Genomic DNA, 18,282 nt, shown 5'->3' with positions numbered 1-18,282 from the left:
TATGAAAAAACGTGATCTAGCGCTGACTTTGGTCATAATCAGCTATTTTTGGCTGGCGGCGACCGTTGTTATTGGGGCCACCAATTATCCAAATTATAGTCACATCACCCAATTCATGAGTGAATTGGGCGCGCAAGGCGCACCCAACGCGCAGTTGGTCAATTTGGCCGGCTATTTTGTTGTTGAAGTCGTTTTGCTTATCGGACTTCGTTTTGCCTACACTTACATGCCAAAATCCACGGCCCTCAAGGTCGGTTTTGCCATCTTTCTTGCCTATCCAATCCTCATCGGCGTTGCATCACTCTCGCCGTGTGATTTTGAATGTCGCCCAGACGATCCATCAATAACCCATATCGTGCATGTCAGTTCGGGGTTGATCGCCTATTTATGCGCCATATTGGGCCTCGCGATTTTGACCTATTATAGCCCCATCGGTAAAAAACCGGATGAACTCAAGCGCCTAACCTATACTTGCGCGCCAGTTCTATTGATATTTTTGATGAACGTTACTGCTGACAATCAATATGTTGGTCTCGCGCAACGCTTGATGGAAACGGGCATATATATCTGGCTTGTCTATTTACTGGTTTATTGGCGCAACAATAGCTTCAGCGCTAACCATAAAAGCTCAACAAGCTGACAATCTTGCCAACTGCCCTTTTTTAGTCGCGATTTATCCCCTTAATATAGGTCAAACTTATTTGAGGACCGATTGCGATGCTCGACGACAATAATGCTGTTCGCCTGCGGGATGGGGTGAAAAGCCTCGAAACAATGACGCGATTTGCCCTTGCGGTGCTGGCGCTTGCTAGTGGTGTCTATACCTATCTAGGCGTCCGCAGCTTGCTCGACGGTTCCTCTGACACTGTTTTTGCAGCAGCAATCATATATTCAGTGGCCGTGTCCGTCGGCATTTATGCCTTTTGGACCTATATGATGAAATTCCTGCCCCTAATGCGCGACACCGCACGGCGTGTCTCCCTGATTGCTGTCATGGGGCTTGGCAGTTTGATGATTGTCGCCATGTCGTCTTGGTTGAACGCCGCCGCCCTTGCTGGGTCTGCCGCTTTGGAACAGCATTTAGCGGTAACGCTGGAAGATTATGTGGCCGACCTCGACGCCGCCCACGGCAATGCCCTTGCCGCCCAAAGTCTATTGCCCGACGTCCAACGCGCTTCCTCTCGCTTTTCAAGATTGGCCGATGACGAACGCCAGTCGGGTGCTTTAACCGGCACGTCAGGTTCCGGCTCCGTTGTGCAATTGCTCACCCAAATGTCCGCGCAACTTGATGAGTTGGGCGACACCATTTTGGCATCGCGTAGCACCGTTAGCGCTTCGTTCGAGCAAGGATCAACTCATTTGGCCAACATGCGCGCCTTGGTTTCTGGCGAAGGTGAGGTGCAACCCCGCGCCGATAAATTCGCCGCAGAAGCTGTTGCCCTAACCGGGGTCATCGCGGCCTTGCAAGAAACATCTATCGCATCATCGGTTAGCCGATCGGCTGATGATTTATCCCTTGGCTTCATTGCGCCAGCAGCTGATGGCGGCACGCAAGATTTAGCCGCACGCCAAGATGCGGTTATGCGTTCAGTAATGGGCGCAGTGCAGGCCCAGTCCGTAGCGCTTAAAACAGCTGCCGATGCCATCCTCGAACAACCAAGAGTTCAACCGCGTCGGTTTGTGCCCCTTTCATCTGCCGAAGCGGTGCTGCTCTACGCTCGGGACTTTTTACCAAGCTGGGCCGGAGCGATCTCAATTGATCTTTTGCCCATGGTTTTGGTGCTCATCCTCGCGGTTGTTTATTCTGCCAGCCGTCGTGAAGCGCAAACCCTAGACGTAGCGGACAAAATCACCGCCGCTGAAATGATGCGCGCGGTTAGTCTGTTCAATGAAATGAATACCAACGCTCGACCCGCTAGCGAACCAAGCGACCCTCCTCAAACCGAAGAAGTTGAAGAAGACGAGCCCGAACAGGTTCCCGAGGTGGCAACGTCTGACGATCCAAACGTAACCCCTATCGATGCGGCAAAACGTCAAGACTATAAAAAAGACAATAAATCCACATGAGCGTTGGTGAAACCGATATACCAAAATCCAAATGGTGGGGCTGGCCCAGCGACGCTAATCTGATGCGCACCATTTTCTTTGGCCTCTTGATCGGCAGCGCCACGGTGCTTTATCTCGACTTCACCGCGCTAGATAACCAAGACGGGGTAGATCCTTTACAAACAGATCGACCTATTTTGCCAGCGGTTGATCGGCCAGAGATCAACCCAAACGCTCCCCAATATCGTCCAACTGAACAAATCACCGTTCAGCCCGACATTTTATCGGCTCCGATGAGTGCAACATTGGCCCCCAATGGGATCATGCTGTTATCCGGGCATATCGACCCCGGCGCAGCAGAACGCATAAAAGTCGAACTTGACCGCACCAAGGAATATATCAAGACCGTGCAAATCAATTCCCCTGGCGGGTCTGTAAGCGACGCTTTGGAAATTTCCGACAAAATTCGAGACTTAGGGTTTAACACCCTTGTTGAAGATGGCGGTTACTGCGCTTCTTCGTGCCCGATTGTATTTGCTGGCGGCGTATCCCGTGTAGCGGGTAAAAAGGCAACCATTGGCGTTCATCAAATTTATGGGGCCAGCGGCAAAATATCTGCACCACAAGCCATGTCAGACGCTCAAACCACAACGGCCCAGATCACCAAGCATCTTGTCGACATGGGAATAGATCCCACACTTTGGGTTCATGCGTTAGAAACCCCGCCAGAAAAGCTTTACTATTTCACGCAAGCTGAGTTGAAAAAATTCAAGCTGGCGACAAAGCTCAACTGATCAATCACAACATTGAACAGAGCCGGTAGCGCAATTGCTCCAATTGCCATGGGCGGAGGCCAAAAAACTTGGCACGCAAAAAGATCACATTTTAACAACTTGGCGCATTTTGGTGCAGCTGTACCAGATTGGGGTTTACGTTAATCATTAACGGGACGTAAACAGCTCAAATATGCGCCAATTTGACACAAAAAAACTGGCACACCGTTTGCACTCTATTTGACAACCGCTTCAGGGCGGAAACTTTGGTCAAAACAAATAGAGGTTATTATGCGTAACACATTCAAAACACTTTCAGTCGCTGCATTGGCACTTGCAACCACAACATTTGCTGCATCTGCTTGGGATCTTACTTCATATGTCTCCAACACTCAGACATCTCCAGCTTTCGTAACGCAGGAAACAAATGTAAATATTGGTTCAGTTGCAAAGAACCTAGAAGTTACCGGCATTGCCATTGGCAACGACTTCCAGGCAAACCTAATCGGTGATGCAAACATTTCGACAACACAATCATTTGGTGCAGATGTTTTTTCAGATGTAAACGTCGATGTTCATGAAGTTTGGGGCAAAACAAAAATCGCCAACTTGGCAATTGGTTCAAATGTCGACATCAAAACAGCTGGCAACCCTTGTGATACTGGTGACTGTTTGGGTACACATTATGTTACGATCGACAATGACCAATCATTCATCACACCACCAGTTGTAAACCCAACACCAATCGATCCTGCTGCTGTTTCAAACATCAACATCGGCACACAAAATGGTAGCTTTGAGTTGACAAACCTAGCATCTAACAATCAGTTCAAAGTGTCTTCACCTGGTGCTGTGTTGGACATCAACTCAAATCAAGTTGCTGGCGCAATCACAACTTCAACTGCCAATGTGAATATCAATGAAGCTCTAAAAGGCGTGAAAATCACCTCAGCTGCCATTGGCAACTCTGTGAATATCTCAAACGTATTCGCTGACGAATAAGAATAATCAACACGCATAGTGTTGACCAAAAGAGGGGTAGCGAGAAATCGCTGCTCCTTTTTTGTTTATCAATCAATTAACCAAGTTTAGTTACTTTTGCACCAAATCGTGGAGACAAAACCAGAAGGATTTCTCCAAGTGCGCCAATTGAGTATCTGTTTATTATCGAGTGTTTGTTGGGCGTTTTTCCCCTTCGCCGCTAGCGCCAACGACCTGAGCAGCCCAGGAACTGGGTGGGCAGAAAAGCACTATGGCTGGCAAAATGACGAAGAAAAATCCGTCCCCAAATTTGGCCTTCGCGACAGCTCTGGCAATGTCACCTTCACAAATTCATTCACCGGTTTCGGGCACGGCATATTGTTTGACCATGGCGTATTGTCCACCGGCGCAATTGACCAAACTGGCAACAAAGCCTCAACCACCGGCGGCATCAACGTCACTGTGGGCGGCAACATCATGAACGTGATTACTTCGGGTATCAACAACACCGTAATTGTTGACGCGGACCAAACCAACACCGGCGATCAATCAAGTACGATTGAGCTCAATGGCAATTTGAAATTTTGAGTGAACACATGAAAAAACTAATCCCAACAGTCGTAACACTCAGCCTTTTAGCTGCCTGCAGCGGACCAATGAGCAAGAGTGAACTTGGTTACGCTCGGCCAATTGGCGGATCCCAAGTCACCGCAAACGGCACGATTTATTCAAGCGCGTTGACGTGTATGGCCGAAGCGGCAAAAGCCAAAAGCGCGATCATTCCACGCATCGCGGTAGGCGCTATTTCAGATTACACTCAAAAAGCCGACGAAGATGGCGGTAAGAAAATCACCCAAGGTGCATCTTTGATGGCCATGAGCGCATTTTCCAAAGCTGGTGCCAACCTTGTCGAACGTTTTGACATGAGCATCCCGGAAGCCGAATTGAAATTGGCCAATAACAAGCTAATCGGCGATGCGGGCGGCGATCCACGCCTCAACCCAAACGCATCCAAATCGCCATATCGGCCAATTCACGCGGGCATGATCGAAGGGTCTGACTTCCTGTTGTTGGGCGGCATAACCGAGCTCAACTACAATATTTCATCCCAAGGGGTAAACGGCTTTTACAATGATAGCTCGATACAAGGTATCAAAGCCGCTTTTCAGGGCAAAACATACGTCATGAATGTGGGCATGGACCTACGCCTAGTAGATTCCAAATCCTTGCGCGTGGTCAACACCGTATCGTTGCAAAAACAAATTCTTGGCCGAGAAGTTTCAGGCGGCATATTTGCATTCCTTTGGGGCAAGCAAATATTTGATATTGGTGGCGGCAATCGTGCGCTTGAACCCATCCAATGGGCCGTCCGCTCTGTCATCGAACGTAGCGTCTTAGATATGAGTTCCAAAATTTATAAGGTCGAGATTGATCAATGTCTTGATTATGCAGGCAGCAAATATGACTATTTCAGCGGCTAGGCAGCTCAATATCGCCAAAATTCCAAAATCAGTTGGGCTGATGGTGTTCCTATTGGGAGCCGTCAGTTTCAATACCCTTGCCTTTGCGCAAGAACTCAATGGCCAACTCAAGTTGAACCAGACCCAAACCGGTGCGCAACTTACACAAAACACCATCAATATTGAGAACTTTGCGGATACGTATATCAGCGGTACGACATTAGCCGCCGGCAATCAGATTAATGCTGACCTGCTAAATGGCGACGCTCAGATCACCCAAACCCAATCCGGCACGGCCAAAGCGCTGTCCACCGTTACAGTTGGCACTGGCACATTTTTGCAAGACACGGCTGTTGCAGCAGGCAACCTCATCACGCTTTCCGGCGACGCGAACGAGCGAACCGGAATAGCTGACCAAAAGAATTCTGGCGACATAACTGGTGATGTTTGGCTCACCTCAAATTCAACAGAAATCTACCAGTCCAATTTGAGCATTACAGGCAACGAAACAAAGCTCACCTCAACCGGATTTCGGTCTAGCTTTTCGCTCGACCAAAACAATGACGGAATAACAACCGGTATTGTGCGTCAAACGGGTGGGGTTTCCAGCGCAACCTCAACCGCAGTGATTGCCGGCAACAAAGCGAGTTTTGTGAATAAGACACAAATCCCAACAAACTTGCCAGCCTTCAATCAGTAGCGGCGAACCAGCTCGATCACATCAAAAACAGATTCGAAAAACGGCTTGGGCAACTCCAGAATAAGACTTTCGGGTTTACCGACTGACTGCACCAAACACCCAACCTGATCACGATCGCTATCGCCAACATATTGGTTAGGCTGCTCGTAGCCATAATGGCCAGCGCCCTTATAGGCTATGCCATCTTTTTGAACGAACAACTCTCCTGTAAAACGCTGAGAGCCGGTGAGCTTTTCCAGTTTAAGCTGCTCGCCATCTGCAGAAATTCGACAATCGAAAAACGAGTAACTCACAAGGGCAGAAATATTACCGCCCAGCTTTATCGTCCGGCATTTGTAATTGCCAGGCTGCACCAGCTTGGGCACCTCGATACCAGTCGAGTATAGGGACGAAACCATCGCCCGTTCTGATTTTTGTTCACCCACCAACGCCGCGGACAAACCTAACATTCTGGTGTGACTGATATGTTCCAGTCGAGTGACATCACGAACGGAAAGGCCAAGCCCATCCGTTCCGCATTCTTGGCCCAAAATTGTAGAGGTCGTCGATAAGACGAAAATCGCCGCTAATGCTATTTTCGCCTTGATCATATCATCCCCTATTGGACATCACGAATGTCAACAAAATGCCCAGCGACCGCCGCAGCTGCTGCCATTGCAGGCGACACCAAGTGAGTGCGCCCCTTAAAGCCTTGACGGCCTTCAAAGTTACGGTTCGACGTTGAAGCGCAACGCTCTTCAGGCTTAAGCTTATCTGCGTTCATTGCTAGACACATTGAACAACCCGGCTCACGCCACTCGCAGCCCGCATCGACAAATATCTTATCCAAACCTTCAGCTTCCGCCTGGGCTTTAACAAGACCTGAACCCGGTACGATCATCGCACTTACACTGCTGGCAATTTTTTTGCCGTCTAAGATCGCTGCCGCTGCCCGGAAATCTTCAATCCGGCCATTAGTACAAGACCCAATGAAAACACGGTCGATCGGAATATCAGTGATTTTTGTACCAGGTTTCAGACCCATATATTCAAGCGCTCGCCATTTTGACGCGCGGGTGTTTTCATTTTCAATATCGTCTGGGTTTGGCACAACACCAGTTACCGCCACAACATCCTCTGGTGAAGAACCCCATGTCACAATCGGCGTCAGATCTTCAGCGTTTAATGTGATCTCTTTGTCAAAGACCGCACCCTCATCCGTATTCAACGTGCGCCAATAGGCTTTCGCCATATCAAACGCTTCGCCTTTTGGTGCCCGAGGTTTGCCTTCGATATATTCGTACGTTTTTTCGTCTGAAGCGATGAGGCCAGCGCGCGCGCCGCCTTCAATCGACATGTTACAAACCGTCATCCGGCCTTCCATGGACAGCGCTTCAATCGCTTCACCAGCATATTCAATCACATGGCCCGTGCCACCTGCCGTGCCGATTTCCCCAATGATCGCCAGAACAATATCCTTTGCCGTCACACCATCGCGCAACTTACCGTTGACGGTTACACGCATATTTTTGGCTTTGGATTGGATCAATGTTTGTGTGGCAAGCACATGCTCAACTTCTGACGTGCCAATACCATGCGCCAAAGCGCCAAAAGCGCCATGTGTTGATGTATGGCTATCGCCACACACAATCGTCATACCCGGCAGCGTAAAACCTTGCTCAGGCCCAACAATGTGAACAACACCTTGGCGCTTATCGAGCTCGTCGAAATACTCAACATCAAAATCTTTAGCATTCATTGCAAGCGTATCAACCTGCAATTTGCTGTCTGGGTCATCAATGCCGTTTGAACGATCTGTGGTGGGCACATTGTGATCCACAACTGCCAATGTACGTTTTGGTGCGCGCACTTTTCGGCCTGCCATCCGCAAGCCTTCAAATGCCTGAGGGCTCGTGACTTCATGCACCAAATGACGGTCAATATAAAGAAGGCTGGTGCCATCTCCATTATCGGCGACCAAATGATCGTCCCAGATCTTGTCATAAAGTGTACGTGGTGCGCTGGTCATCGGCTCTGGTTCTTTCGGCGTAGATCAAAAGGAATTTTCAAGCGCCAGTTTTAGGTCGCCCTTAAAACCGGGTCAAGGCTAAGGTTTTAAGATCAGTTCCCCACCAGATTTAGACCAACCGGAGCGAATATTGCTACAATCTTATCAAATACCCAAATGTACGGGTCAATTCATACTTCTATTATTTACACTCTGGGATTAGGCTCCCTTTATGTCATCTCTAAAGGGGCCACACGATGGCGCAGGTTAATACCTCACAAAAAGCAGAATTGATTGCCACAGCACACGAACTGGGTAACCAAGAAAAAAGTTTCGCAAATTTCCTAATTCATTTGGTCAACTCAATCGATGAGGCTGACCTAACTCACTATAATCGTGATGAATTTATGGATATTGCCCGCGAGGCATTTGATAATTTTTCACAGCGACATTCACAGCATCATACCATTGATGTTTCCGCTTTGAACAACAAAGCAAACACCCACGTCGTTAATGTGTGCAACGAAGATATGCCATTTATCGTTGATTCGGGTTTGGCTGCCATTCGCGCCTGCGGTGCGGATATTCGCCTGTTCGCCCATCCCATTCTGCCCGTTAAATATGACGGTGATCAACTCGAAGTGCTGGAAAAAGCACAAGATGGCTCAACAACCGAAAGCCTTTTGCACGTTCATTTTGAGCCCGGTCTTGAGCCAAACGCGCTTGAGAACATCAAAAATGAACTCAATGCAGTTTTAACCCAGGTGCGCCGTTCCGTTGTGGGCTGGCGACCAATGCTGGAAAAACTAGGTGATGTGGTTCGAAACTATCGAAACAACCCACCCAATGTGGAAGAAGCCGTTCTTTCAGAAAGCATGCATTTTCTGGGCTGGCTAGCTGACCATAATTTCACTTTCCTGGGTATGCGCGAATATAAGTTCTCAGAGGTCAACGGCGAGCCACATTTAGAGCCTATCCCAGACAGTGGCTTGGGTATCTTGTCTGATCCTAATCTGTATTTTTTGCGCCACGGCGCAGACTATGTGGAAATGACCGCACAACATGCTGACTTTTTAACAAAATCAGCGCCCTTGATGGTCACAAAAGCCAACATAAAATCGATCGTCCACCGCCGTGCCCACATGGATTATATCGGCATCAAACAGTTCAACGAAGATGGCTCCGTCGCAGGTGAATTGCGTATTCTTGGACTATTCACATCCATGTCGTTGGCGACGCCACATACCGAAGTGCCTTTGTTGCGCCGAAAAGTCATGGAAGTGATGCGCAAATCGGGCCATAATCTGAACTCGCATTCCGGCAAAGCTTTGATGAACGCACTGGATAATTATCCACGCGAAGAGCTGTTCCAAATCGATGAAGACTTGCTGTTTGAATTTGCGACCACGATTTCTGCCCTGGCCGACCGACCACGCGTGCGGGTTTTGCCGCGCATTGATCCTTTCGACAATTTCGTGTCGATCCTCTTGTTCATGTCGCGTGAAAAATATAACTCCAATTTGCGCGAACAAGTGGGCGACTATCTCGCGGAACAATATGACGCGCGCGTTTCTGCCTATTATCCCCATTTCCCTGAGGGCGAATTGGTTTCGGTTCATTTCATTCTGGGCCGCAATGGCGGCAAAACGCCTCGCCCGAGCAGAGATGAACTTGAAACCCACATCACCAATCTGACCTTTACCTTCGGCGACCGATTGCTTGCCGCAGCGGATGACCCGCGTCAGGTACTTGATTATGCAGGTGCGTTCACCAACGCATATCAAGAAAAATACGACCACTCAGAAGCGCTTAGAGATATCGAGCAATTCCAACTGCTGAAGAACGACGAACAAATTGCGGTCCGTTTGACCAAACATGCGCGTCGAGAAGATGCGTATTCCCTAAAGCTCTATCATCGATCCACTGCCATTCCGCTTAGCGCCCGTGTGCCTATGCTTGAGAATTTCGGCTTTAAAGTGGTGAATGAACGTACCTACACAGTATCACCACTAAATACGGATGAGCGGGTTATGCATGACATGACCCTTAAAATCCCGGACATTGATGCTGACCTCACTCAAATCGACCATGTGATCGAACGCGCACTTAAAGCGGTTTGGTACAAAGAAGCGGCAAACGATGGCTATAACAAGCTTACAGTGCGCGCGGCTTTGGAGTGGGATGACGTCTCAATTGTGCGGGCACTTGGCCGTTATCTAAAGCAAACCAACATCACCTATTCCCAACGCTATATGTGGAACACTTTGGCCAAACATCCCGATGTGGCCGAAGCAATTGTGAACCTGTTCCACACCCGCCACGCGCCAGAATTTGTCGGTGATCAGAAGACCATTGAGGCAAAAGCCCGCGATACAATTAGCGCAGCGCTTCAATCGATAACGTCCCTTGATGACGATACAATCGTGCGTCGCTTTGTCAATTTGGTCGATTCAAGTCTGCGCACCAACTTCTTCCAACGCGTTGACGGCAAACGTCGCCCCGCCTTGGCCATCAAATATGATGCGGCCAAAGTGGACGGCTTGCCCGACCCTCGGCCATTCCGCGAAATTCACGTTTACAGCCCTCGGGTCGAAGGCGTTCACTTGCGTGGCGGCATGATCGCTCGTGGTGGTTTACGCTGGTCTGACCGGCATGAAGATTTCCGCACTGAAGTTTTGGGCCTTGTTAAAGCCCAAATGGTGAAAAACGCGGTGATTGTTCCCGTTGGGGCCAAAGGTGGGTTTGTGCCAAAACACATCCCAGCTAATCCAACACGAGAGCAATATATCGCCGAAGGCACCGAAGCCTATAAAATATTCATCGGCTCACTGTTGGACATTACCGATAATCTTGATGGCGACGAGATTATTCCGCCCAAATCAGTGAACCGCCTTGATGGAGACGATCCCTATTTGGTGGTGGCTGCTGATAAAGGTACTGCCACTTTCTCAGACACCGCAAACGCCATTTCTGACGACCGTAATTTCTGGCTATCTGACGCCTTTGCGTCCGGTGGTTCTGTCGGCTATGACCATAAAAAAATGGGCATCACCGCCCGTGGCGGTTGGGAAGCGGTAAAACGCCATTTCCGCGAATTGGATATCGATATTCAAACAACCCCGTTTACAGCGGTTGGTGTGGGCGATATGTCCGGGGACGTTTTTGGCAATGGCATGTTGCTATCAAAAGCAACAAAATTGATCGCCGCTTTTGACCACCGTGATATCTTTATTGATCCAGACCCAGACCCCCAATCAACTTGGGAAGAGCGCAAACGCATTTTTGATTTAGGGCGTTCAAGCTGGCAAGATTACGATCAAACCAAGCTTTCCAAAGGTGGTGCAATTTATCCGCGTTCCTCCAAATCAATTCAGCTCACACCAGAGGCCGTTGCGGCTCTGGGCTTAGAAAAAGACGAGATGACCCCGAACGAATTGATGCGGGCCATTCTTGTTGCCAAGGCTGATCTATTGTGGTTCGGCGGTATCGGCACCTATGTGCGTGCCAGCACTGAAACGGATGCGGATGCAGGCGATCGGGCCAATGATGCGCTTAGGATCACGGGCGCTGAAGTTGGCGCAAAGGCAATTGGCGAAGGCGCAAACCTTGGCATCACCCAACTGGGTCGCGTTGAATTTGCAAAATCCGGTGGCCGTATAAACACCGATGCAATTGACAATTCAGCAGGGGTTAATTCCTCTGACTTGGAGGTCAACATCAAAATTGCTTTGGGCACATTGGTCCGCGACGACGAAATGTCGATGGAAAAACGCAATTCATTCCTCGCGGGAATGACCGATGAAGTTGCAGAATTATGCTTACGCAACAACTATTTGCAGACCCTTGCATTGTCACTTGCTGAACGGCGACAATTGGATGACCTGCCCTATCATGCTGATTTCATGAAAACACTTGAGGCTGAAGGGCATTTGAACCGAAAGGTTGAATATCTACCAAAGCACATCGATCTCATGGAGAGAGAGAACCAAGGTGCAGGGCTTTATCGTCCTGAATTGGCGGTGATTTTGGCCTATGCGAAAAACACCCTTTATAGCCAATTGCTGGACAGTGAGGTGCCGGACGACCCTTATTTGGGTAAAGAGCTATTCCGCTACTTCCCCGAACAACTCACAGATACATATCCTGAAACGGTGAAAAATCACCGGCTACGGCGCGAAGTTATCGCTACGGTATTGTGCAACGCCATGATCAATCGAGGCGGCCCAGATTTTGTACACCGGATATGCGCTGCAACTGGTTCCGATCCATCCCAAGTCGCCGCAGCATACGCCGCCGCTCGAGATAGTTTTGGACTAACGGATATGAATGTTGCGATTGATGAGCTTGATAACAAAATGAACGGCGAAACCCAGCTCAAACTCTATGATGAGCTGCGCACATTATTGTTAAGTCAAACGGCTTGGTTCTTGAGAAATGTCAGCTTTGACGATGGTATTTCCAGTGTTGTAGAGACCTATGCGAAGGGCATAAATATCGTTCGCTCGATGCTGGATGACATTTTGCCAAGCTTTATCGCCAAGTCAATTTCCGACCAGGTCAAACAGTTTGTTGATCATGGCGCGCCGGCGGTACTGGCAAAGCAGATTGCACATCTTTCGGCGCTAACTTTGGCGTCAGAAATTGTGCTGGTCAGCGAACGCGCAGACATTTCGGTAAAAGATGCAGCAAAAGCCTATTTTGCTGTGCTGGAAACCTTCAAACTTGGGCGGATCACCGAGCAACAGGACACCATCGAAGTCAATGACTACTACGATCGGATGGCACTTGATCGGGCTATTGCAAACCTGATGCGCGCCCAGCGGGACATTACACTGGACGTGCTAAGCTTTGACAGCGCAGACGTTGAAACCGGTCTTGCCGCTTGGCGTGAAGCGCGTCGAAGTGACATTGATCGCACAAGTGAGATCGTCACGGGCATTACGGAAAGCACCTTAAGCGTATCCCGCCTTTCTGTGGCAGCAGGTCTGTTGTCAGATTTGGTGCGCGGTTAAAACTACGACGGCCGAGTATATGCGCGCAAGCGCGTTGCTCGGCCCCAATCAATGCTTCGCCCGAACATCAATCCGAATTGGGTGATGGTCAGTATTTGCAAAATTTAGATCAATCGCTGCGACGTCCAACAGTTCAACGTTTGGCGAGATCAAAAACCCATCAATCGATGCAACATAGTTTCCGCCTGCAACATAAGGCTTATGCAACGTTCGCACGGTCGGCACTTTGGAATCTGAGACGATTTGCCATCTTTCAGGCAACAGCTCTTTTGGAAATGGTCTAAGCCAGAATAAAAACTCTTCGGCCGTGTCATGAGGAAAGGTTGAAGGCTCTATTTCCATGTTCCAGTCACCGCCAACCACAACAAAGTGCCCCTTGGCAAATTCCTCCTGCGCAAATCTAAGAACAGCCTTTACTTGATTTATTCGGACATCACCTTTGTCGAAAGCAGAAAGGTGCAAGTTGACCACGACCCATTGCTGATCATCCTCTCGACGATCAAAACGTGCAACTTGCAAACCATAACGCCTCTTAATAAAGCCCATCAAATGGCCGGGTTCCAAAGGCAATGGCACAATTTCGATTTCTTGCGCTTCAGTTCGACTAGCAAAAATAGTGCCATGATTAATTCGCAGTGGCCAAGGCAAAAATCGAGTAGACACATCTTTGCGAAAATGCTGCGCATAGTTGTGCAAGGCATCCTGAATGAACGTAAATTGATCAACCCAATGATTCAGAATTGACCCATCAGAAACCTCTTGCAGCAAGTATATATCAAATTCTTGCTGGGCCAACAGTGCGGCAACTGCTTTATTATTTCCCAACACTACTGATTTTTCACTCGAAATCAGTTTGGTGCCTCCATCCGCGATAAAGTCCGCACCTTCGCCCAACGCGCCATAACCAATGTTCCAAGATAAAAGTGACAGTTGATCACCAAGCAGCATTCTCGCATCTTCCATTTGTGTGGAGGGTTGTTCTACCCACTGTCCTAAAAACTCCGGCTGCCGATTCGCGCCAACAATTATCACGACCAGAACAATCATCACGAAGAACAATAAAGCTATATATCGCCAAATCTTTTTGGCCATACTATGCCCTCTCAACAGCAGCTGGTTGTGGACGTCCAATTAGCTGTAAAAGAGGGACAAGCAGAATTAACCCTCCACGATCAGTTGAGAGCGCGAGCAAAAAGCCAAATATTCCTCTTTGCCCACTCAGATCTGCAATGATTTCGTGATAACGACGCACAACAGTCCAGTCGGCCATCGCCAGAGAACTCGAAAAACGGGCGTAATATAATAGTAGGCTATCCACGAACGCTAAATACATGGAGAAAAACACATAGCACCCATAAACAATGCATAGCCCAAGCATCACAAAAATAGCAATTCTCAAAGTGCTCAAAGCACTTTCGGCGAAAACCTCGCGGAACCGCGACCGGTAAATCGCTACATAAGCCAAATAGACGCTCAATAGCAACATGAGAACAGCGTTAACCTGATCAACAACATAACCTACAACTATTCGGGAGCGGCCGAACAATTCCTCAAAACCGCGCAGAGTGTTGGAAATGTCTTCGTCAACGGGTGAAAGCGACATTTTTATTGTTTCAACCGCAAGTGCATTTGATTGAAAATTGTCATAATCAATCGTCATCTGATAAACGGTTATCCCAAATATAGTAATGCCAAGCAAATAAATCACAGTGCAATACATCGAATAGGGGAAATATCCGGCACTAAGCTTTCTGATATTGTCTCTGTCGATCGAAATGTCTTTCACAAAGCCACTATTACGCTTCAAGTGAACAGCAATTCGGCCATATAAAATAGAGACCAAAAATAGTGTAACAATTAGCCCAACGCTTACCTGTGGATGAATGGAAAGCAGTCCAAAAACGCTGGCATCCGGGGTCAAAATCAGTAACACGAACAGCATGCAGACAAGAATACAAAGATTAAAAAACTCACCCTGCTCAGCGCTAGTTAGCCCGAGTAGGTGGTATTGTTCGGTGTTCTCGCCGAACCCAAACTCTTTGACCCAAACCGAGCCACCAAAATAATAGGAAAACTTGATTGCAAGCGAGCCTATAAGGAACAAAAAAATCAGCAGAGAAATATCTTCAAATAGGTGATTCACGGATCTTTCCTGCTGATTTTAAAACTCAACTTACATACTTTTATTGTGCAACGCGATTGAATCTAGAATGATCTGTTTAGCGACATCAACACCTTTGATGCCTTCAATTTTCGCCCATTTACCTGGCTCAAGATCTTTATAGTGTGTGAAGAAATGTTCAACTTTTGCCACTTCGATCTCAGGCATATCTGAAATATCGTTGATGCCCTCATATGATTTAGTCATTTTCGAAATCGGCAGCGCAAGAAGCTTCTCGTCCATACCGCCATCATCTTCCATAATCAAAACGCCAATTGGGCGGCATTTGATCACAGCACCGGGCATAATGGGACGTGAATTCATCACAACAACATCCAGCGGGTCGCCATCGCCACATAGAGTGTTAGGCACAAAACCATAATTGCCCGGATAGCGCATTGGGGTGTGAAGGAACCGATCAACGAATAGCGCACCGCTATCTTTATCAAATTCATATTTGATCGGCTCGCCGCCAACCGGCACTTCGATCACAACATTGATTTCCTCAGGTGGGTTTTTACCAGCACCAATTGCATTGAGATCCATCAATTTGCTCCCTTTGATGAACAATTTTCAAATTCGCCAGCACTAATGCCTAGCGGACGCCATGATTGCAAGCCATAATGCCGCAGATGCGATAAATTGACCGGTTCGGGAGAAAAACAGGCATGCGCAAATCCATTTTTGGAACTGTTTTAGTTCATTTCACTTTTTTGGCGCTTTTTTCAACCGGCGCATTTGCGCAGGCCAATAGCAGTGTTTACACAGATCTCGACCTAGACAATGACTGCTCCATCATTCAGGCTGATGATTTCGGCGCAACTTTTGCGTGTCCAGGCTATCGTGGCTACCCTGTAATGGTCGCTGAAGGCGATTTACGGATGTTTGTGAGCTATGGGCTAGATTCGCTCAACGAACGCGCTGCAGAGCAAACCCTTTCCCCATTCAACACCATCGGTGAAACACTGGAATGGCGATTATCTGATCGGGCGCGTGGTTTGACGCCTATCGCCACAATTTTGCGGTACTTCGCCGAAGATGGCATGGGCGGCAAGCAGCAATATTTGATTGTGACCAAAATAGAACAAGGCGCGACTTGCCAGGTCGCCCGGATCAATGCTTCCGAATACCCCAACGCCAATCAAATCGCTCAAAATGTTGCGGACACAATGGCGCAAGATTTCGATTGCGCCAATGAACCTATTGAATGGGCTGAATAATCGCATTTAAGCCGCCGTTTGCGACCAAAGTTATAGCTCACGTGGTGCACCACAAATCTCATGACGAACTAACCCGGCCTACTCGACTTGTTGTACCTGCGCGGGCGCGGCCAAAAAATTGGCCGGGGTCCCCGCGATACTCGTCCATCTTGTCGCTCGCTTACGCAGAATTGGTGAAGTACACCAATCAGCGGGGGTGCCGGGGTCGGGAGCAAAGCGACCAACGGCGGCGCGAAAAAACCTGCGAAAATTAATGCCGGAAATGTCGCATGCCTGTGAACACCATCGCAATACCAGCTTCATCCGCGGCGGCAATAACCTCGTCATCCCGAATTGAACCGCCCGGTTGAATAACCGCAGTTGCACCCGCATTGACCGCTGATATTAAACCGTCAGCAAATGGGAAGAATGCATCTGATGCAACGACGGACCCTTCGGTAAGGGCACCCTTTTGCTTCATAGCCTTGGCCGCATCTTTGGACTTGCGATAGGCCGTGCGTGAAGAATCAACACGGCTCATTTGCCCCGCACCAATGCCAACCGTTGCGCCGTCTTTTGTGTAAATGACAGCGTTGGATTTCACGTGTTTTGCAACAATTGCTGCCACTTTTAGATCAATCAGTTCTTGATCCGTTGGCTGACGTTTAGTTACGACTTTCAGCTCACAGTCCATGACGCTTTTGTTGTCACGTCCCTGAACAAGCAAGCCACCAGAAACTGACTTAACGGTCAGTCCATCCGCTTTGGTGTCGCTCAATCCACCCGTCAATAAAAGACGTAGATTTTTCTTGGTTTCAAATACCGCCAAAGCTTGAGGTGTCGCGCTTGGTGCAATAATTACTTCGGTGAAAACCTCGATGATCTTTTGCGCCACATCTGCGTCGATTTCCTGGTTAAGCGCGACAATGCCGCCAAAAGCCGATACCGGATCACAACGCAACGCTTTTTCGTATGCCTCAGCCAAAGTCTCGCCTAAACCAACCCCACACGGATTGGCGTGCTTGATGATTGCAACCGCAGCGTGCTCGCCAGGGTCAAACTCGCTGACCAATTCAAACGCTGCGTCGGTATCATTGATATTGTTATAGGAAAGCGCTTTGCCTTGAAGTTGCTCGGCGGTTGCCACGCCAGTTTTTTCTGACCCATCTTTATAGAACGCCGCCCATTGATGTGGGTTTTCGCCATAGCGCATCACCTGATCAAGTTTGCCGGAAAAGCTGCGATAGGGCATTTCTTCAAATTCCAGCGTTTCAGCAAACCAATTGGAAATCGCCGCATCATATGCCGCCGTACGCGCATAGGCTTTCGCCGCAAACCGCTGGCGTGACTTCAGTGCGATTTCGCCGTTTTCATTAAGCTCATCAATAACTTTTGCGTAATCATCCGGATCAACAATCACCGTAACTGAAGCATGATTTTTCGCCGCAGCGCGGATCATGGCAGGGCCGCCAATATCAATATTTTCAATCACCGTATCGTAGTCAGCGCCGCTTTTTACGGTCGAAACGAAGGGATAAAGATTAGACACCAACAAATCGATATTCGAAATCTGGTGAATGCGCATCGCGCTTTTATGGCTATCACTATCGCGCCGCCCCAACAGCCCCCCGTGAATTTTAGGGTGAAGCGTTTTAACGCGCCCATCCATAATTTCGGGGAACCCAGTAACTTCGGCCACGTCGATGACTGGAATTTTCTCGTCTTCGAGCATTTTCTTAGTGCCCCCGGTTGAGATCAACTCAACCCCACTGGCAGCAAGATGCCGAGCGAAATCCGCAAGGCCGGTTTTATCTGAAACGGAAAGGAGGGCACGTTTGATGGTCACTGAGAAACTCATCTGCTGTTGGTTAAACAAGTGCGCTTGGCGCTAAGTTTGCTTCGCTAGCATGATATTTTACGAAAAGAAACCACCCAACGCCCGAATCTGACTCAATTGGCCAAT

At 48.6% G+C, this 18,282-nt stretch carries 15 protein-coding genes; 9 read left to right on the top strand and 6 right to left on the bottom strand.

Annotation, left to right across the window (positions count from 1 at the left end; translation table 11 throughout):
- The first annotated feature begins 1 nt into the window (after position 1).
- The 7 genes from ACSHWX_RS11670 (at position 2) to ACSHWX_RS11640 (ending at position 5,960) form a co-directional block, all read left to right on the top strand.
- Positions 2 to 640: a DUF998 domain-containing protein gene (locus ACSHWX_RS11670; RefSeq protein WP_435668400.1), complete on the top strand. Its 639-nt coding sequence runs from the start codon at positions 2 to 4 to the stop codon at positions 638 to 640.
- Positions 641 to 717: 77 nt separating this feature from the next.
- Positions 718 to 2,067, top strand: coding sequence for a hypothetical protein (locus tag ACSHWX_RS11665; RefSeq protein ID WP_435668399.1), 1,350 nt, complete (start codon positions 718 to 720; stop codon positions 2,065 to 2,067).
- On the top strand, positions 2,064 to 2,840 hold the full coding sequence (locus tag ACSHWX_RS11660) for an ATP-dependent Clp protease proteolytic subunit (protein ID WP_435668398.1): 777 nt from the start codon (positions 2,064 to 2,066) through the stop codon (positions 2,838 to 2,840). The genes ACSHWX_RS11665 and ACSHWX_RS11660 overlap by 4 nt, the downstream gene beginning before the upstream one ends.
- Positions 2,841 to 3,110: 270 nt before the next feature.
- Positions 3,111 to 3,821: a hypothetical protein gene (locus ACSHWX_RS11655; RefSeq protein WP_435668397.1), complete on the top strand. Its 711-nt coding sequence runs from the start codon at positions 3,111 to 3,113 to the stop codon at positions 3,819 to 3,821.
- Between the two features lie 138 nt (positions 3,822 to 3,959).
- Positions 3,960 to 4,388, top strand: a complete 429-nt coding sequence (locus ACSHWX_RS11650) for a hypothetical protein (RefSeq protein ID WP_435668396.1) — start codon at positions 3,960 to 3,962, stop codon at positions 4,386 to 4,388.
- Between the two features lie 8 nt (positions 4,389 to 4,396).
- Positions 4,397 to 5,281: a holdfast anchoring protein HfaB gene (hfaB, locus tag ACSHWX_RS11645; RefSeq protein WP_435668395.1), complete on the top strand. Its 885-nt coding sequence runs from the start codon at positions 4,397 to 4,399 to the stop codon at positions 5,279 to 5,281.
- A complete protein-coding gene (locus ACSHWX_RS11640) occupies positions 5,262 to 5,960 on the top strand; it encodes a hypothetical protein (protein WP_435668394.1) in 699 nt (232 codons plus the stop codon). The genes hfaB and ACSHWX_RS11640 overlap by 20 nt, the downstream gene beginning before the upstream one ends.
- Here ACSHWX_RS11640 and ACSHWX_RS11635 read toward each other — a convergent pair.
- Together ACSHWX_RS11635 and leuC are read right to left on the bottom strand one after the other, a co-directional pair.
- A complete protein-coding gene (locus tag ACSHWX_RS11635; RefSeq protein WP_435668393.1) occupies positions 5,954 to 6,550 on the bottom strand; it encodes a DUF4893 domain-containing protein in 597 nt (198 codons plus the stop codon). The genes ACSHWX_RS11640 and ACSHWX_RS11635 overlap by 7 nt on opposite strands.
- Positions 6,551 to 6,558: 8 nt before the next feature.
- Positions 6,559 to 7,968 (bottom strand): 3-isopropylmalate dehydratase large subunit, encoded by a 1,410-nt coding sequence (gene leuC, locus ACSHWX_RS11630; protein ID WP_435668392.1) that lies wholly within the window; start codon positions 7,966 to 7,968, stop codon positions 6,559 to 6,561.
- Positions 7,969 to 8,204: 236 nt separating this feature from the next.
- Here leuC and ACSHWX_RS11625 point away from each other — a divergent pair, with 236 nt between their 5' ends.
- Positions 8,205 to 12,959, top strand: coding sequence for an NAD-glutamate dehydrogenase (locus ACSHWX_RS11625; protein WP_435668391.1), 4,755 nt, complete (start codon positions 8,205 to 8,207; stop codon positions 12,957 to 12,959).
- Positions 12,960 to 13,007: 48 nt separating this feature from the next.
- Here the strand turns inward: ACSHWX_RS11625 and ACSHWX_RS11620 are convergent, their stop codons facing one another.
- The 3 genes from ACSHWX_RS11620 to ppa are packed head-to-tail and all read right to left on the bottom strand — an operon-like array spanning position 13,008 to position 15,666.
- Positions 13,008 to 14,051 (bottom strand): endonuclease/exonuclease/phosphatase family protein, encoded by a 1,044-nt coding sequence (locus tag ACSHWX_RS11620; protein WP_435668390.1) that lies wholly within the window; start codon positions 14,049 to 14,051, stop codon positions 13,008 to 13,010.
- A 1-nt stretch (position 14,052) separates the two neighbouring features.
- Entirely contained in the window at positions 14,053 to 15,102 is a 1,050-nt protein-coding gene (locus tag ACSHWX_RS11615) for a hypothetical protein (protein WP_435668389.1), read from the bottom strand.
- Positions 15,103 to 15,132: 30 nt separating this feature from the next.
- Positions 15,133 to 15,666 carry an inorganic diphosphatase gene (gene ppa, locus ACSHWX_RS11610; protein ID WP_435668388.1) on the bottom strand — a complete coding sequence of 178 codons (534 nt, stop codon included), beginning with the start codon at positions 15,664 to 15,666 and terminating at the stop codon, positions 15,133 to 15,135.
- A gap of 122 nt (positions 15,667 to 15,788) precedes the next feature.
- On the opposite strand from ppa, the gene ACSHWX_RS11605 reads away from it, so the two are divergent.
- Positions 15,789 to 16,340 carry a hypothetical protein gene (locus tag ACSHWX_RS11605; protein ID WP_435668387.1) on the top strand — a complete coding sequence of 184 codons (552 nt, stop codon included), beginning with the start codon at positions 15,789 to 15,791 and terminating at the stop codon, positions 16,338 to 16,340.
- Positions 16,341 to 16,590: 250 nt separating this feature from the next.
- On the opposite strand, the gene purH is transcribed toward ACSHWX_RS11605, so the two are convergent.
- Positions 16,591 to 18,177, bottom strand: a complete 1,587-nt coding sequence (purH, locus tag ACSHWX_RS11600) for a bifunctional phosphoribosylaminoimidazolecarboxamide formyltransferase/IMP cyclohydrolase (protein ID WP_435668386.1) — start codon at positions 18,175 to 18,177, stop codon at positions 16,591 to 16,593.
- Positions 18,178 to 18,282: the final 105 nt, after the last annotated feature.

This window comes from Maritalea sp., from assembly GCF_051251695.1.
Taxonomy (GTDB): Bacteria; Pseudomonadota; Alphaproteobacteria; order Rhizobiales; family Devosiaceae; genus Maritalea.
This window is presented reverse-complemented; position numbering and strand designations above follow the sequence as displayed.

Excerpts from the sequence above, each read along its gene's own strand:
- ACSHWX_RS11670 (WP_435668400.1), top strand. The coding sequence starts at position 2 with ATGAAAAAACGTGATCTAGCGCTGACTTTGGTCATAATCAGCTATTTT.
- ACSHWX_RS11665 (WP_435668399.1), top strand. The coding sequence starts at position 718 with ATGCTCGACGACAATAATGCTGTTCGCCTGCGGGATGGGGTGAAAAGC.
- ACSHWX_RS11660 (WP_435668398.1), top strand. The coding sequence starts at position 2,064 with ATGAGCGTTGGTGAAACCGATATACCAAAATCCAAATGGTGGGGCTGG.
- ACSHWX_RS11655 (WP_435668397.1), top strand. The coding sequence starts at position 3,111 with ATGCGTAACACATTCAAAACACTTTCAGTCGCTGCATTGGCACTTGCA.
- hfaB (WP_435668395.1), top strand. The coding sequence starts at position 4,397 with ATGAAAAAACTAATCCCAACAGTCGTAACACTCAGCCTTTTAGCTGCC.
- ACSHWX_RS11640 (WP_435668394.1), top strand. The coding sequence starts at position 5,262 with ATGACTATTTCAGCGGCTAGGCAGCTCAATATCGCCAAAATTCCAAAA.
- ACSHWX_RS11635 (WP_435668393.1), bottom strand. The coding sequence starts at position 6,550 with ATGATCAAGGCGAAAATAGCATTAGCGGCGATTTTCGTCTTATCGACG.
- leuC (WP_435668392.1), bottom strand. The coding sequence starts at position 7,968 with ATGACCAGCGCACCACGTACACTTTATGACAAGATCTGGGACGATCAT.
- ACSHWX_RS11625 (WP_435668391.1), top strand. The coding sequence starts at position 8,205 with ATGGCGCAGGTTAATACCTCACAAAAAGCAGAATTGATTGCCACAGCA.
- ACSHWX_RS11620 (WP_435668390.1), bottom strand. The coding sequence starts at position 14,051 with ATGGCCAAAAAGATTTGGCGATATATAGCTTTATTGTTCTTCGTGATG.
- ppa (WP_435668388.1), bottom strand. The coding sequence starts at position 15,666 with ATGGATCTCAATGCAATTGGTGCTGGTAAAAACCCACCTGAGGAAATC.
- ACSHWX_RS11605 (WP_435668387.1), top strand. The coding sequence starts at position 15,789 with ATGCGCAAATCCATTTTTGGAACTGTTTTAGTTCATTTCACTTTTTTG.
- purH (WP_435668386.1), bottom strand. The coding sequence starts at position 18,177 with ATGAGTTTCTCAGTGACCATCAAACGTGCCCTCCTTTCCGTTTCAGAT.